The sequence below is a fragment of the Shewanella marisflavi genome (assembly GCF_002215585.1).
GTDB classification, from domain to species: domain Bacteria; phylum Pseudomonadota; class Gammaproteobacteria; order Enterobacterales; family Shewanellaceae; genus Shewanella; species Shewanella marisflavi.
In genome coordinates, this window is the sequence record NZ_CP022272.1 from 3,007,978 (window position 1) to 3,024,895 (window position 16,918).

The following is a 16,918-nucleotide window of genomic DNA, read 5'->3' on the forward strand; positions in this document are numbered from 1 at the left end:
GGCTGAACTGATATTACAACAAAAAAGGCCACCAAGTGGTGGCCTTTTACCAATTTAACCGCAAAAAACTCGGTTATGCTTGGCCTTTAATCTCGCTACGGCCCTTATATGGCGCTTTTTCACCTAACTGCTCTTCGATACGTAGCAGCTGGTTGTACTTAGCCACACGGTCACTACGACACAGTGAACCAGTCTTGATTTGACCCGCTGCAGTCGCTACCGCAAGATCCGCGATAGTCGCATCTTCGGTTTCACCACTACGGTGAGAGATAACCACTGTGTAACCTGCGTCTTTCGCCATGCGAATTGCCGCTAAGGTTTCAGTCAGTGAACCGATTTGGTTGAACTTGATCAGAATAGAGTTAGCGATCTTGTTCTCGATACCACGGCTTAGGATCTTAGTATTGGTAACAAACAGGTCATCACCGACCAGCTGAATCTTGTCGCCAAGGATTTGTGTCTGGTATGCCCAGCCATCCCAATCTGACTCGTCCAAACCATCTTCGATAGACACGATAGGGTACTCTTCGGTCAGTGACTTAAGGAAGTCAGAGAAGCCGTTTGAGTCAAATACCTTACCCTCGCCAGATAGATCATACTGACCATCTTTGTAGAACTCAGATGCTGCACAGTCAAGAGCCAGTGTTACATCTTCACCCAGCTTGTAACCTGCTTTTTCTACCGCAATCTTAATCACTGCCAAAGCATCGGCGTTAGACGCTAAGTTAGGCGCAAAACCACCTTCATCACCCACAGCAGTGTTAAGACCCTTCTCTTGCAGAACCTTCTTCAGGTTGTGGAAGATTTCGGCGCCCATGCGCAGTGCTTCACGGAAGCTCTTAGCACCAACAGGCTGAACCATGAACTCTTGGATATCAACGTTGTTGTCGGCGTGCTCACCACCGTTAAGGATGTTCATCATAGGCACAGGCATAGAGTACTGGCCAGGAGTACCGTTTAGCTCGGCGATGTGTGCATACAAAGGCATACCTTTAAAAGCAGCAGCGGCTTTAGCAGCAGCCAGAGACACGGCCAGGATAGCGTTAGCGCCTAGCTTGTCTTTGTTCTCAGTGCCATCCAGGTCGATCATGATCTGATCCAGCTCGGCCTGTGCCGTTGCATCTTTACCCATTAGGGCGTCACGGATCTGGCCGTTGATGTTAGCGACAGCAGTCAATACACCTTTACCCATGTAACGGCTCTTGTCACCGTCACGCAGTTCTAGTGCTTCACGGCTACCGGTAGAGGCACCCGATGGCGCAGCAGCCATACCAACAAAACCACCATCTAGATGTACTTCCGCTTCAACCGTTGGGTTACCGCGTGAATCCATGATCTCGCGACCAATGACATTGATAATTTTAGCCATAATTTCCTCGACTTTAAGTTTAAGATTTAAGTTTAAAAAGTTAATGCAAAACTAAAATTCTTATCGCTAAATTTACATCATCTGAAACAAAAAAGCCGCCTCCGAGAGTCGGAAGCGGCCCTTGTATATAGATTAGCCTAAATCGCGTTTTTGGTACGCTACGGCTGCAGCAACAAAACCTTGGAACAATGGCTGACCATCGCGAGGTGTTGATGTAAATTCAGGGTGGAACTGACCCGCCACAAACCAAGGGTGGTTAGGGAGTTCAATCATTTCAACCAGCTGACGATCTGTTGACAGACCGCTAAATACCAAGCCAGCTTTCTCTAAACGTTCTCTGTATGTGTTGTTCACTTCGTAACGGTGACGGTGACGCTCTACACAGGTTAGGCCCTTGTAGGCTTCTGCCGCCTTAGTACCTTCGATCAGATGACACAGCTGTGCGCCTAGACGCATGGTGCCACCGAGATCTGATTCTTCATGACGTTGCTCGATATTACCTTGTTCGTCAATCCATTCTGTGATCAAGCCCACAACTGGATACGGCGTGTCTTTGTTGAACTCGGTTGAATGCGCATTTTCTAAACCAGCCACGTGGCGAGCGAATTCAATCAGTGCCACTTGCATACCTAGACAGATACCGAAATAAGGTAGGTTATTTTCACGGGCATACTGAGCCGCCATGATCTTACCTTCGACGCCGCGCTCACCGAAACCGCCCGGTACCAGGATACCGTCAAGGCCTTCCAGTACTTCTGTGCCTTTGGCTTCGATATTTTGTGAATCGATATACTTAATGTTCACCGATACGCGATTAAACAGGCCGGCATGTTTCAGCGCTTCGTTAACCGACTTATAGGCATCTGGTAATTCAGTGTACTTGCCCACCATACCGATAGTAACTTCGCCTGTTGGGTTGGCTTCTTGGTAGATAACGTTTTCCCACTCAGACAGATCGGCTTCTTTACAATCAAGACCGAAACGCTTGGTGACCAGATCATCCAGACCTTGCGCCTTCAGCAGTGCTGGGATCTTGTAGATACTATCGACATCTTTTAGTGAGATCACCGCACGCTCTTCAACGTTACAGAAAAGCGAAATCTTCGCCTTCTCGTTAGATGGAATCGCGCGATCACCACGGCAAACCAATACGTCTGGTGCGATACCGATAGAACGCAGCTCCTTCACAGAGTGCTGTGTCGGCTTGGTTTTAACTTCGCCCGCCGCGCCAAGGAAAGGCACCAGGGTCAAATGCATAAATAGGGTACGATCACGGCCTAGTTCTACGCCCAACTGACGAATTGACTCAAGGAAAGGCAATGACTCGATATCACCAACGGTACCGCCGATCTCAACGATCGCCACGTCGTGCCCTTCTCCGCCCTCAAGCACTTTCTCTTTAATTGCATTGGTAATATGTGGGATCACCTGAATGGTGGCGCCCAGATAGTCGCCACGACGCTCTTTGCGCAGCACTTCTTCGTAGATACGACCCGTGGTGAAGTTGTTACGACGGTTCATCTTAGTACGGATGAAACGCTCGTAGTGACCCAAGTCGAGGTCAGTTTCAGCCCCATCTTCAGTCACGAATACTTCACCGTGCTGAGTTGGGCTCATGGTACCTGGATCCAAGTTAATATAAGGATCCAACTTCATAATGGTTACATTAAGGCCTCTAGCCTCTAAAATTGCCGCCAATGATGCTGCTGCAATGCCTTTACCTAGTGATGAAACCACGCCACCAGTAACGAAGATATACCTTGTAGTCATGCTGAACCTGAGAAAATGAGTTGGAAATATGTGCTTGTATGAAAGCACTAGGACGGGGCGTTATTATACCAAAGCCCATCGGTTTCGACAAATAGGTAACGGCAACTATTTTAGTCTTTTAGGGGATCATTTCGCTTGACTTGCTCCCAATAAGCGTCCAGTTCAGCGAGCGTATGCTCCTGCATCGATTTATCCGACTGGGCAGCCAAGGCCTCGACGCCGCGAAAGCGATGCTCAAATTTATGCGTTGCCCGGCGCAGCGCCTGCTCAGGATCCAGCTTAAGATGCCTTGCCAGATTCACTACGGCAAACAGCAGATCCCCGAGCTCATCTTCCATCTTGTCTCTATCCTGGGCAGCAACCTCGACCATCACTTCGTCGATCTCCTCATGGATCTTGGCCACCACAGGCGCTAAATCATTCCAATCGAACCCGACCGTCGCCACTCTTCGCTGCACCTTGGCCGCGCGGGAAAGGGCCGGCAGGGCTTTGGGAATATCATCGAGCACCGAATGCAGTGAGCGACCGGCGCGTTCTTTGGCTTTGATGCTCTCCCAGGTTTCACGTACCGTCTCACTAGAGGCCTGGTTCATCTCGCCAAACACATGGGGATGACGCTCGGTGAGCTTAGTGCAGATCTTTTCCACCACCAGCTCAAAATCGAAACGCCCCTGCTCCTTACCCAGCTGACAATAGAAGATCACCTGAAACAGTAGATCCCCAAGCTCCCCCGGCAGCTCATCGAGGGCGCCGCGCTCTATGGTGTCGGCCACCTCGAAGGCTTCCTCCAAGGTAAAAGGAACTATAGTCTGATAGCTCTGCGCCTTATCCCAGGGGCAACCAGCCTCTGGGTCTCGAAGCCGCTCCATGATGGTCAGCAGCTTCTGGATATCGGATTTACTCTGCATCATCTTCCCTATCAAAAAGGCGACCTAGGCCGCCTCTTAGTTTTATCGTTTCAGCGATTAGCGAATGACTTAAAGACGTCTCGCCTCGATAACACCGCTCACCTGAGACAGCTTGGCGATCACTCGCGACAAGCCCTCGAGATTATACAGCTCAAGCTCCAGCTCGATGGCGGCGGTCTGGGTCTTCACATCGGAAGATGAACTCATGGCCAGCACGTTCGATTTCTCGGCCGCCAACACAGAGGTAAGGTCCCTGAGCAGACCGCTGCGATCATTGGCCAATACCTTAAGCTTTAATTTATAACCACCAGAATAGTTCTCGCCCCAGACCACATCGACGCTGCGCTCTGGATGCACCCGCATCAGCTCTTTGACCTGCTCACAATCGGCCCGATGCACAGAGATCCCTCTACCCTTAGTGATAAAACCAAAGATCTCATCCCCAGGCACAGGCTGACAGCATTTTGCGATATGACTAAGCAGGTTACCGACACCATTGACCTCAACCTGGCCTTTGCCTTTTCCGGTTGAGCGCGCCTGATTCTTCTTCAGCAGATCTTCAAGGGCTTCCTCTTCAGACACCTCATTGATGCGCATCCGGCTCTGAACATGGTTAACCACCTGATTAAGCCTGACATCACCACCGCCGATTCCGGCCAGCAGATCATCCATGCCCACCATGTTGAAACGTTCCACCGCGCTTTGGGCATCTTTAAGAGTCAGGCCTGAGCGCGCCAGCTCGGTCTCGAGCATCTCGCGGCCGGCGACAATATTCTTGTCTCTGTCTTGCTGCTTAAACCAATGCTGGATCTTAGAGCGGGTACGCGAGGTCTTGATATAGCCTAGGTTAGGGTTCAGCCAATCCCGCTTAGGGTTGGGATGCTTAGAGGTGATGATCTCCACCCGCTCACCGGTTTCCACCTGATAGGTAAAGGGTACGATACGACCATCGACCTTGGCACCAATACACTTATGCCCCACCTGAGAGTGAATATAGTAGGCAAAATCGAGCACGGTTGAGCCCATAGGCAGATCCACTACGTCACCGTTAGGGGTGAAGACATAGACCCTGTCCTCAAAAACCTGGCTGCGGACTTCATCCACCAAATTGCCACTCTCGGCCACATCTTCCTGCCACTGCAGGATCTTACGCAGCCAATTGATCTTCTCTTCGTAGCCGCTCTGCTTACCCGTGGTGCCCTCTTTATATTTCCAGTGGGCGGCCACCCCAAGCTCGGCATCTTCATGCATCTGCTCGGTACGGATCTGTATCTCTACCGTCTTGCCCTCTGGGCCTACCACTATGGTGTGAATAGATTGATAACCGTTAGGCTTAGGGTTAGCAACGTAATCATCGAATTCGCGCGGGATATGATGCCAAAGGGTGTGCACCACACCTAAAGCGCCATAGCAGTCTTGTAAACGCTCGGTGACGATACGCACGGCGCGCACATCAAACAGCTCATCGAAGGTGAGATCTTTGCCGCGCATCTTCTTCCAGATGCTATAGATATGCTTAGGTCTGCCATAGACCTTGGCGCGGATCTGCTCCTCATCCAGCCGCTGCTGCAGCTGGTTAACGAAATTCTCGATATAGATCTCACGATCCACCCGCTTGCCATCAAGCTGCTTGGCAATATCCTTGTAGACCTCAGGGTGCAGATAGCGAAATGAAATATCTTCCAGCTCCCATTTGAGCTGACCTATCCCCAGACGGTTGGCTAGCGGCGCATAGATATCGGCGATCTCACGGGCCAACAGCACACGAGTCTCCTCGTCGGCATTTTTCACTTCCCGCAGCAAACAGATACGTTCGGCCAGCTTGATCACCACGGCGCGGACATCTTCCACCATGGCCAGCAGCATCTTCCGAATGTTATCGATTTGAGGTTCGGCGTTGCGGCTCTGCTCATTGACCTTTAGCGCACCTATGGCATCCATAGTCACTACGCTGTTCACTAAGGTAGTTAACTTGTCGCCAAACAGCTCAAGCATCTGCTCCTCAGTCAGCAGGCCGGCATCAAACACCACGAAGATCACTGCCGCTTGTAGGGTTTCGATATCCATGTTGAGTGGGGCTAGGATCTCAATCAACTCGCGGGCACGACCGATTAGCAGGGTATCGTTAGCATCATGTTTCGCCACCAAATCCTCGACCTGTTTGATCAGAGCGAGTAAGGTGCTGGCCTCTTCGGCGTCACTCAGATAACGATTAACCCATTCGGTTAATTGAAAATCTGTGTCTTTAAAATGTGCTTCTCTAACAGATACCATCTACTGCATGTCCTTTATAACTTAAGTTATTGCCCCTAAATTGCTCGACCTGTTCTGTCATCCTGAAAGTGTCACATGACATAGCCAATACCGAACCCACTATCTTGGGGATTCCCCCGCCAATGTCAATTGATATGCGTCGACTATTTGGCCGCTTAATCGACTTATTTATCCAACTCAAACAAGGCCATGGCCTCGATATGATGAGTCTGGGGAAACATATCGATAAGCCCGAGACGGCTCAGTACATATCCCTGTGCCAGTAGCGGCTCACAATCTCTGGCCAGGCTCACTGGATTACAGGAGATATAGACAATCGCCTTGGGCTTCATCTTCTTTAACCATTGTAGACTCTCAAAGGCGCCGGCTCTGGCGGGATCCAGCAATAACTTATCAATCCGCCCAAGCCAGTGCGCATTAGAGAGATCGGCACTCAAGTCGGCATGGTAAAACTCGGTGCCTTCGACACCGCTCGCCTCGGCATTGCGTTTAGCCTGGGTAACCATAGCCTCGACTCCTTCGACCCCTACTAGCTTAGCGCCGGCCTTGGCCAGCGGCAGGGTAAAATTCCCCACGCCGCAGAAAAGGTCGAGCACCCGCTCGCCCGGCTCGACTTGGAGCCAGTCGATCGCCTGAGTGATCATCTGCTGATTGATCTCGCCATTGACCTGAATAAAGTTACCCGGCGAGAAGCCAAGCTGACTTCCATCATTCAGGCGGTAATAAGGTAAACCCGATTCACCAGTTACAGTCTCTAACTGACCATCGTCGTCCAGCAGGGTGACGCTGACCTGATGGGCCTGTCCAAAGGCGATTAACAGCGCCTTATCCTTATCATTTAGCGCAGTAGTGATACGCACCACCACACCATCGCCCGAGTCCACCGACAAAAGCTCCACATGACCCAAAGTGCGTTTGCCACTGAGTTGATTCAGACAAAGGTTTAAAGGTTGCAGCAGATCCGATAGCGACTTAGCCAGCACAGGGCAAGCATCGATATTGACCACATCGCTACTGGCCAAGGCGCGAAAGCCTAAATTGAGCTGCTTGCTATCTCGCTGATATTGCGTTGCCATACGAGCGCGGCGGCGATAATGCCAGCCCTCACCCGACAACGACGCACTGATATGCTGGGCTTGGGTACGCCCCATCTTCTCAATAAGATTCACCAGGGCAGCTTGCTTGGCATCACGTTGTGAATCCAGCGCCAGATGCTGCAGGTCGCAGCCGCCGCAGCGACCATAATAGGGGCAGTTGGGCTCAATACGCGCAGTGCTTGCGCTCTCAACCTTAATGAGCTTGGCTTTGGCGTGACGCTTCTTCTGTTCTGTTATCTGCGCCGTCACTCTCTCACCGGGCAAGGCACCAGGAATAAAGACAATTTTTCCCTCGCCATCTGCTATCCCTGCCCCCAGATGGTCGAGCTGGGTAACATCGAAACTTTGCTTGGCGAGAGTTCGCTGAGTTTTTCGGGGTTTAGCTTTATAAAATTGTGCCATCTAGGCCTCTAAAACAATAAAAATACTAGTAAAGACTGCACAAAGTCTGGCAGTCTAATGTAACCTATAACCAACGCAGACGAATAAAACCAACTCCATGAATAGTGCAGATAATATGACTAAATACAGCCTGAGAGCCTGGGTTCTCGTGCTGGCATTAGCGCCCACTATTTTGGTTGGTATTTTGCTTGGCAGCTATTTTACCATAAATCGTTTCTATGAACTGGAAGAAAGCTTAATCGAAAGGGGCAGCAATATCATCGAGCCCCTGGCCATTTCCGCTGAAATTGGCCTGGAAACCAAAAATTTCGAAACCACCAAACGCCTGATCACCTCGGTGCAACTCAACAAGTCTAATCTGGTGCAGTTTATCGCCATTTTCGACACCAACAACCGGGTAATAGTGACCTCGCACCACTATAAAAATCATGAGTTTATGCGCTATAACGAGCCCATAGATTCGTTGCAGACCACAGCAATTGAACCCTTTGGCGACAGCATCATTATGCGCAGTCCCATCTTCTCCAGCCAGCGCGAGCTCTTGGTCAGCCCCTACGACAGCAACACCATGGCACAGCAAGTTAACTCTGCCAAGCTTGGCTATATTGCCGTGTTGCTCAACAAAGAAAACGCTCTGCTGGAACAGCACAGAGCAGCCGTAGCCGCCTTCATCATAGTGCTGATCGGCGTACAGCTGAACCTACTGTTTACCTTCCGCCTGGTAAAAAACGTCACTCACCCCATCACTGAAATGGTGCGCGTAGTGGCCAAGATCCGTGAGGGCAAGCTAGACACAAGGGTCGATGGCAACCTAATCGGTGAGTTGGATCTGCTCAAACGTGGTATCAATGCCATGGCAAGCTCCCTGTCGGAATACCATGAGGAGATGCAGCAAAATATTGACCAGGCGACCTCAGATCTGCGGGAAACCCTAGAGCAGATTGAGATCCAAAACGTCGAGCTGGATCTGGCCAAAAAGCGCGCCCTCGAGGCCAGCCGTATCAAGTCTGAGTTCTTAGCCAACATGTCCCACGAACTACGTACGCCGCTCAACGGGGTGATAGGTTTTGCCAAACAGCTACTCAAAACGCCACTGCATGCCAGTCAGCAGGACTACATCAAGACCATAGAAAAGAGCGCGACTAACCTGCTGGGGATCATCAACGACATTCTCGACTTCTCCAAGTTGGAAGCGGGCAAGATGGAACTGGAGAACATGCCTTTTGCCCTACGCGAGGTGATTGACGATACCATCTCTCTGCTGGCCAATAGCGCCAAGGACAAAGACCTCGAACTCGTGGTCGACATAGATCCGAGCATCAACGATAACGTCTCGGGTGACGCCCTGCGGGTTAGCCAGGTGATCACTAATCTGGTGGGTAATGCCATCAAGTTCACCGACAGCGGCAGCGTTCATCTTAAGATACGCCTCACCAGTGAGGAGCCAGAAAAGATCAATATTCGCTGTGAAGTGACAGATACAGGTATAGGCATAGACAAACAGCATCAGGCCCAGCTATTCCAGGCATTTGGTCAGGCTGACTCCTCTATCTCGCGCCGTTTTGGCGGCACAGGTCTTGGTCTCATCATCACCAAGCGACTGATCAATCGTATGGGCGGCCAGATTGGTTGTATCTCGGCACCGGATAAAGGCTCCACCTTCTGGTTCACACTGCCACTTAAGTTAAGCCAATACCCTATCAGTCAGGCGCTGGAAACCGACAAGCTTATCGATAAGACAGTATTGTTATTCGAGCCACGCAAGCTTTCACGCAAGGTACACGAAAACTTACTGCAGCATTGGGGGATGCAGAGTGTCAGCATCACAACGCCCGAGGACTTGGCCCGTATTGCCGGTGAAGAGGGGCGTCACTTCGACTACGCCATCATCAGCTGCAACGATCTGGCCAGCAGCCCAGATCTGCTAGAGGTACTCAACAAGATTGCCCAGATCAGCGACTACACCCTCTATATATGTAGTAGCAGCGATAGCGCCACCAAGATGAACCTTATCCAGCCAAACGTCGACAAGGTGATGCAGGCGCCTGTAGGCGAGCGCGCCCTGGCCGTTACCCTAATTAATCCCCACCGCGCTCAATATGAAGCCATGCCCTTTAAAGAAGCGGTGAAGGCAACTCAGATTCGTGAGCCGATGAGCGTATTGGCGGTGGATGATAATCCGGCCAACCTGAAACTCATTGATACCCTGCTCAAGGAGCTAGTCACCAAAGTGACTGTGGCCAACAACGGCCAGGCGGCGGTAGAGCTTGCTAAGGCAAAGAGCTTCGACCTTATCTTCATGGATATTCAGATGCCCGGCACTGACGGATTTAGCGCCACCAAGCAGATACGCGAATATTCGCTCAACCGCAATACTCCCATAGTGGCGGTGACTGCCCACGCGATTGCCGAAGAACGAGAACGTATCGACCAGAGCGGTATGGACGGCTACCTGCCAAAGCCTATCGATGAGGCAGCGCTTAAGAGCGTGATCAGCCGCTGGAAGACAAGGCCTCAGTTTACCCACTTCGATCAGCACACCCTTAATTGGGAACTCTGCCTGACCCAGGCCAACCAGAAAACCAGTCTGGCACTAGAGATGTTGCAGATGCTGATCGATTCGCTGCCCGAAACCCGAGAGAATATCTCAACCGCCTTGGAACATCAGGACAGTGAGGCGATGATAGCCCATGTTCATAAGCTCCACGGCGCCAGCTGCTATTGCGGCGTACCTACCACTCAGCGGCTCTGTCGAGAGATTGAACAGTCACTCAAGCAAAATGCCGGTGTCGATCTGGTCGAGCCGGAAATACTTGAGTTACTTGACGAGCTTTCTAAGGTAGAATCGGCCGCAAATCAAGTAATAGCCCAGTTATCTATGGATGTGATCGATGAGTAATAAACCCGGTTTTTTTAAACGCCTTAAGGCCCTCGAACTGGAGCAGAAGAAGCTCTTCGCCATCGCCCTGTGTCAGCGCATGTATCCCAACTATCAGTTGTTTAGCGAAGTGTGCGAATTTGGCGATCCTCAAGTGCTAGACACCCTGCTTAACCTGCTGTGGCAATCTATGTACGATCAAAAGCTTAAGCTCAATATCGAACTCTACCTGGAGCGTCTGGATCTCAACACGCCTGAGCCCGCCGATTTCGATGTTTATGGCGTCTACCCGGCCATGGATGCCGCCGTTGCCCTAACCTCCTTGCTAAGCGCCATTCAAAGCAAGGTAGAAGACGATATCACCAATATCAGCAAACTCTCCTCAAGTACCGTAGCCAACTACATCGAGGCAACAGTCGATGAGGAGATGGATGAAGAAGCGCTGGATGAGTTCATCTTCAATCATGAGGTGATGCAGGAAGAGAAAACCCTGCAGGCATCATTACTGGAAATCATCGAAGAAAATCCAAAAATCACTGCCGACTTCGTCAAGGCGCTGCGCAAAGAGATAGTGCAGTCAGGCGTTTCCAACATAGGGATCTCCGTGGGTGCGTGATGCGCAAACTTATCTACCAAGGATTTGTGCTCACTAACCCGGATGGGTTAACTAATACCTGGTGTCTGACTATCGGGGAGCAGCGACGCGTCGGCTCCCTATTTGAACTCAGACGCCAGATCCATTTCTATCAGGAACTTGGCATCTTACCGCCGCCCAAGCCTCTGCAAAGACGACCAGGCCCCCAGCATTAGACTTTCGCGTTATAGGGACTCGCCAGGCTAAGTGTTAACCTTAAGGTCAGTATTAAGCGAAAGCGGATATTCCCCCCGCTAGACTCACGCCAAGGAAGCAGCCTGTCTATGTTACCCACTCTCTCGCCACTGATAGTGGTGTTCGGCATCATGATCACCGGCTTTATAGTCCAGAAAGCCCGGCTACTGCCCGAGGGCAGCGACAATGTGCTCAACCAATATGTGTACTACATCGCCTTTCCCGCGATCATGATGATAGTGCTGGCCGAAACCCCAATTGAAGCGATCACTAACTGGGGCTTTATCGGCGGCTACAGTCTGGCGATGGCCGTTATCTATCTGATCACAGGCTTATTTTCCCTCTGGATGCAGCCCAAAGACAAACCCTTAGCCGCCATTCGCGCCCTTAACACTACCTTTGGCAACACCTCGTTTATCGGTATTCCGCTGATGATGATGCTATTCCCCGGCGATCAACTGGCCCTGGCCGCCGCTGCGCTGGCCAGCCTATTGTCGGTTACGGTATTTGCCATTGTACTGGCCCAGCTGGCGCTGTTTCAGGGACAAACCGACAGTGCGCTGAAGACAGTGTTCTTCGCCCTAATCCAAAACCCCATCATATTGGGTAGCTTAGCGGGGGTTGCTTTATCGGCGGCCCACATAGAGCTGTATCGCCCCATCGCCGATATCATCAGGCAGTTTGGCATGACTTCTAGCCCCTGCGCTCTGTTTGCCATCGGCATGGTGCTGTGTAAAGCCAATCAAGGAAGCCGCAACGCAGCTGGAAACCAGTCGCGCATTGTCGAACTGACTATGCTTAACCTAAGCAAACTCCTACTGCAGCCCCTATTGGCCTATCTACTGCTCAGCACCCTTGGCATCTCAGGGGCACTACTACAGATGGGAGTGCTCTTGGCGGCGCTGCCCACCGCCGCCAGCGTCTATCTGCTGGCACACAGGTTTAACGTGGGCGCCACCAGTAGCGCACAAACCATCAGTCTGGGGATAGTCATTAGCTTTGTCACCATTCCCTTACTGCACCACTGGTTACTCTCTGGCGGTGAAAATCTATTTTAACGGGTAAAAAGCACACAGGTATTTACTGTATAAAAAATCAGTATATACTGTGCATGAATACAGTACTTTGTAAAAGGATGTCATCATGCTTTGTCAGCTCAGCATCAATAACTTTGCCATTGTCCGCTTTTTAGAACTCGACTTTAAGTCCGGTATGACCAGCATTACCGGTGAAACCGGCGCAGGTAAATCGATCGCCATCGATGCCTTAGGGCTTTGCCTCGGTAACCGCGCCGATGCCAACACAGTCAGACCGGGCGCCACCAAGGCAGAAGTCAGTGCTCGCTTCGCCCTCAACGATATCCCATTGGCCAGACGTTGGTTAGAAGACAATGATCTTGAGCTTGACGACGAATGCATACTGCGCCGCACCATTGGCAGCGATGGACGCTCACGCGCCTACATCAATGGTAATCCAGTGCCTCTTAATCAGATGCGCGCCTTAGGCCAGCTGCTTATCGGCATCCACGGCCAACATGCTCATCACGCTATGTTAAAGAGTGAGCATCAACTTACCCTGCTCGACAGTTACGCCAACCACAAGATGCTGCTCGAAGCCTGCAGCGCCAGCTACCAACGCTTTAAGCTGATCCAAAAGGAGCTGAGCCAACTGCAGCAGTCACAGCATGAGCGCATCGCCCGCAAACAACTGCTGCAATATCAGGTTGAAGAGCTGGACGAATTCGCCCTGGGCGAAGAAGAGTTTGAAGAGATAGAGGCCGAGCATAAGAAACTCGCCAACGGCACAGCGCTGATCCAGGCCTGTCAGCGTACCCTCTATCTGCTACAGGATAGCGAAGAGGGCGCTATCGAATCTTTGCTCAACATGAGCCTAGATCAAGCCCAGGAGCTCGAAGGTTACGATCCTGAGCTTAAAGGGGTGGGTAACATGCTCAATGACGCCTTGATCCAGGTTCAGGAGAGCAGCAGCGAACTACAACGTTACTTAGATAGATTGGAGCTGGACCCAGATCATTTTGCCGCCCTGGAGCAGCGCCTATCGAAAATCATGATGCTGGCACGTAAGCACCATGTAAGCCCCAAAGATCTCTATCAGCACCATCAGGCACTGAGCCAGGAGTTGAGCGAACTGGACTCAGATGAAGAGAAACTCGATGAGATCGCCCAGCAGCTTGAAAGTTGCCGCGAGAGCTTTATCGCTCATGCCCAAAAACTCAGTCAGAGCCGCCAGCGTTACGCTAAGGAGCTAGACAAGCAGGTAACCCGCTCGATTCATGAACTCAGCATGCCCAAGGGCAAGTTTGTCATCGACGTGCAGTTTAACCCCGAAATGATGTCGCCCAACGGCTGCGACACGGTGGAGTTTCAGGTAACCACTAACCCTGGGCAGCCGCTGCAACCCATCGCCAAAGTGGCCTCGGGCGGCGAGTTGTCTCGTATCGGTCTAGGTATTCAGGTGATCACCGCCAAGAAGGTAGCGACGCCAACACTTATATTTGATGAGGTCGATGTGGGGATCTCAGGTCCTACCGCCGCCGTGGTCGGCAAGATGCTGCGCAGCTTGGGCGAATCGACTCAGGTGCTCTGTGTGACTCACCTGCCCCAAGTCGCCGGTAATGGTCACCAACATATGTTCGTCAACAAACAGAGCAAGGCTGGTCAAACCGAGACCTCTATGGTGCCACTGGACAAGCACCAACGTATCGAAGAGTTGGCTCGCCTGCTGGGCGGCGATGTCATCACCAACAACACCCTGGCCAATGCCAAGGAGTTACTGCAGGGCTAAGCCAGTAAGATCAAAAAATTGGCCACTATTAGGCTAGTTAGCAAGCAAAGCGCGGCAATATTCTAGCCGCGCTTTTTTATTTGTGTCCGATAGCAGGTCTCGCCAACGCACAGCTATTTGCACAAAAAAAGCTGACTCTGATAGACTGAGTGCTCAGCTGTCGATACGGCATCGAACACCACAAGGATTTGAAATGCGTCATTTTTTACATGCTTTGAAATGGATCTTATTCACCCTGCTACTCATTCCCGTCGGCGGCTATCTCATCTTACTCTTGGTCAATCTGCAAGATAGCGAGCCATCAGCGCAGGCGAGCGCCTATCTTGAGCAGGTAAACACGGAAGAGGCCGCCTTGAGTCAGCATCTTGAACAAAACCCTTATCTTTACGCCTTTGGCTTTGATGCGCCGAAAGATGATGACCCGATGGCAATAGGGCTTAAACGCTATCAAGCGCTCAAACAACTTGCTGTTTTAGAAAGGCCAACACCGACTGTCGACGAAAAATTCGAGCGTCCCCAATGGCCAATTACCACTTGCCTCAAACAAGAAGACTATCTCGATGACTGCGCAGCCCTATTGGCCGAACCAGAAAAGCTTAAGGCCACACTCAATGACTATGCCTGGCTGGTTGAGCGCTACCACACCCTGCTCTCTCTCGGTCATTGGCAAGATGATACCCACTTCAACTCGTATAGTAGCCTAATACCTATCCAACACCTTATCGCCGCTCAACAACTGTACCTTATCGACGCCTACCTCAACACGGTAGAACCAAGCTCTCTAACAGCGGCTATCGATAAAGATATGCAGTTCTGGCAGCAGGCAGCGATGCGGATCAACATGCTAGGCAATAAATTTTTATCCATAGCTGCACTCAAGCAAAACATGAAACTGGGGGAGGTACTCGTAAGTCATATGCGAACAGAGGGTGAGGAGACTCAATTACCTAGCCTCTGGCAGCAGCCCATCTCAGAAGAAGTGTTGTCCCTAAAGCGGGTTAAACGTGGTGAGTGGCACTTCCTAACTAAAGTGAACCAATCATATGAGGCAGGTGAAGACGCCAGCATCACAGCTAAGGTCGCCGAGGCGCTGCTTATGCCACTGTTGCAACAACAAGATACCGCCAACCGCTACGCAGATATCTTAACTGGCAAGGCCAACATTAAACCGTGTCCCGATAACTTCTCACTATCGACCCTAACAGAGTACGGCTATAACCCAATGGGTAAATTTATCCTCTGTTCTGGTATTCCATCGTTTGAGAGTTACCAGGCCAGTGCAAATCAGGTGGAGTCGCTGCGCGCCGAGCTTATTACACGCTTAACCGCTAACCCTGCCAATTCGGCTGAGATGGAAGCTGAGGTTAGAGAAGAAGCTAGAGAGAACTCGCCAGAAGAATAAGCCTTCTGATTCGATCATCGTCTTGCTCTCATCCCCTGACACATATCAGGGGATCTTTAACGCATAAGTTTATTCCGGTATGCGATCGAAACCGGGCACAGCTAATAGATCCTGACCCCAAGTTGCTCGCTCGGCCATAAAAAGCTTTGCTGTCGGCGCAATAGGCACCTCGACATCCAGACAGCCTGCAGGCACCACGACCAGATTTAACGCCTCCAGCCGGTAAGGCATAGGCGAGCCACACACCTTACAGAAACAACGGCTATGCCGACTGTTCGCCAGTTGAAAATGTTGAACTAACGCCTCCCCTCGCCGCCAGCTGAGGGCTAAATGATTGGAAAACAGATTGGCTCCATGAAGCGAGCCTGTGCCCTTCTGACAGCGGCTACAGTGACACAAATAAAATGCATCGAAACGACCCACTAAGGTAAAGGCCACGCCGCCACAAAGGCAACTGCCACTGAACTCAACGTCCGACTTGTTTTGATTAGGGCTCTCATCATCCATAACCTGTCTCCTCTTGCCTGACAGCAACTAAAACTGAGCATATATTTATGCCCCACAACAAATCAAATTTTCCCTGCAGTGCTAAAAACAAAAATCCCGATTGTCTTGACACTCAGGTCTTCGACACTCGGGATTTAATTTGAACTTAATTTGAACTCAATGACAATTGGGCAAGCCAATCTCTATGCAACCAGATAGACAATCCCCTGCAAGCACAAAAACGCAAACACCCCAGCAAGCACATCGTCTATCATAATGCCGATACCGCCATGGACCTTGGCATCCAATACCTTGATAGGCCAAGGCTTGAGGATATCGAAGAAGCGAAATAGCACAAAACCAACTGCCAACCAGGTCCAGCCTGCTGGCGCGGCGATGAGGGTGATAAGCAGCCCTGCCACCTCATCCCAGACAATAGCGCCGTGATCATGCACTCCCATATCTTTAGACGCCCTTTCACAGATGTAGAAACCGGCGAGTACGCAAAGCAGGGTCAGTCCCAGATACCAACTGAGCGGAAGCCCTACCATCAAGAAGTAGAGGGGGAAAGCCGCCAAGGTACCAAAGGTCCCTGGCGCCTTGGCCGCAAGACCTGAGCCGAATCCCAGTGCCAAAAAATGAATAGGATTTGCTAACGAAAGTTTTTTAAGAACCGGATCGGTTGACCATAACTGCAT

13 protein-coding genes are annotated in these 16,918 nt (G+C 51.0%); 6 read left to right on the forward strand and 7 right to left on the reverse strand.

Annotation, left to right across the window (positions count from 1 at the left end):
• Positions 1-73 precede the first annotated feature (73 nt).
• The 5 genes from eno to rlmD form a co-directional block, all read right to left on the reverse strand.
• Complete coding sequence (gene eno / locus CFF01_RS13370; protein ID WP_033538578.1) at positions 74-1,369, reverse strand: phosphopyruvate hydratase; 1,296 nt, start codon at positions 1,367-1,369, stop codon at positions 74-76.
• 132 nt (positions 1,370-1,501) lie between these two features.
• Positions 1,502-3,139 (reverse strand): CTP synthase, encoded by a 1,638-nt coding sequence (locus tag CFF01_RS13375; protein WP_033538579.1) that lies wholly within the window; start codon positions 3,137-3,139, stop codon positions 1,502-1,504.
• Positions 3,140-3,249: 110 nt separating this feature from the next.
• On the reverse strand, positions 3,250-4,047 hold the full coding sequence (gene mazG, locus CFF01_RS13380) for a nucleoside triphosphate pyrophosphohydrolase (protein WP_088905120.1): 798 nt from the start codon (positions 4,045-4,047) through the stop codon (positions 3,250-3,252).
• 69 nt (positions 4,048-4,116) lie between these two features.
• Positions 4,117-6,321 carry a GTP diphosphokinase gene (gene relA / locus CFF01_RS13385; RefSeq protein WP_033538581.1) on the reverse strand — a complete coding sequence of 735 codons (2,205 nt, stop codon included), beginning with the start codon at positions 6,319-6,321 and terminating at the stop codon, positions 4,117-4,119.
• 164 nt (positions 6,322-6,485) lie between these two features.
• Positions 6,486-7,820 carry a 23S rRNA (uracil(1939)-C(5))-methyltransferase RlmD gene (rlmD, locus tag CFF01_RS13390; protein WP_088905121.1) on the reverse strand — a complete coding sequence of 445 codons (1,335 nt, stop codon included), beginning with the start codon at positions 7,818-7,820 and terminating at the stop codon, positions 6,486-6,488.
• Positions 7,821-7,935: 115 nt separating this feature from the next.
• On the opposite strand from rlmD, the gene barA reads away from it, so the two are divergent.
• The 6 genes from barA to CFF01_RS13420 all read left to right on the forward strand — a co-directional run bounded on the left by barA (position 7,936) and on the right by CFF01_RS13420 (position 15,734).
• Positions 7,936-10,719, forward strand: a complete 2,784-nt coding sequence (gene barA / locus CFF01_RS13395; RefSeq protein ID WP_456299952.1) for a two-component sensor histidine kinase BarA — start codon at positions 7,936-7,938, stop codon at positions 10,717-10,719.
• Positions 10,712-11,314, forward strand: a complete 603-nt coding sequence (locus tag CFF01_RS13400; RefSeq protein WP_033538584.1) for a YjaG family protein — start codon at positions 10,712-10,714, stop codon at positions 11,312-11,314. The genes barA and CFF01_RS13400 overlap by 8 nt, the downstream gene beginning before the upstream one ends.
• Complete coding sequence (locus CFF01_RS13405; RefSeq protein ID WP_081953785.1) at positions 11,314-11,508, forward strand: hypothetical protein; 195 nt, start codon at positions 11,314-11,316, stop codon at positions 11,506-11,508. The genes CFF01_RS13400 and CFF01_RS13405 overlap by 1 nt, the downstream gene beginning before the upstream one ends.
• Positions 11,509-11,616: 108 nt before the next feature.
• Positions 11,617-12,585: an AEC family transporter gene (locus CFF01_RS13410; RefSeq protein WP_088905123.1), complete on the forward strand. Its 969-nt coding sequence runs from the start codon at positions 11,617-11,619 to the stop codon at positions 12,583-12,585.
• Positions 12,586-12,670: 85 nt separating this feature from the next.
• The gene (gene recN / locus CFF01_RS13415; RefSeq protein WP_088905124.1) at positions 12,671-14,332 is read left to right on the forward strand and encodes a DNA repair protein RecN; all 1,662 of its coding nucleotides are present in this window, start codon (positions 12,671-12,673) and stop codon (positions 14,330-14,332) included.
• Between the two features lie 193 nt (positions 14,333-14,525).
• Positions 14,526-15,734: a hypothetical protein gene (locus CFF01_RS13420; RefSeq protein ID WP_088905125.1), complete on the forward strand. Its 1,209-nt coding sequence runs from the start codon at positions 14,526-14,528 to the stop codon at positions 15,732-15,734.
• Between the two features lie 69 nt (positions 15,735-15,803).
• On the opposite strand, the gene CFF01_RS13425 is transcribed toward CFF01_RS13420, so the two are convergent.
• On the reverse strand, positions 15,804-16,241 hold the full coding sequence (locus CFF01_RS13425) for a GFA family protein (RefSeq protein ID WP_088905126.1): 438 nt from the start codon (positions 16,239-16,241) through the stop codon (positions 15,804-15,806).
• A 182-nt stretch (positions 16,242-16,423) separates the two neighbouring features.
• Positions 16,424-16,918: a phosphatidylglycerophosphatase A family protein gene (locus CFF01_RS13430; protein ID WP_088905127.1), complete on the reverse strand. Its 495-nt coding sequence runs from the start codon at positions 16,916-16,918 to the stop codon at positions 16,424-16,426.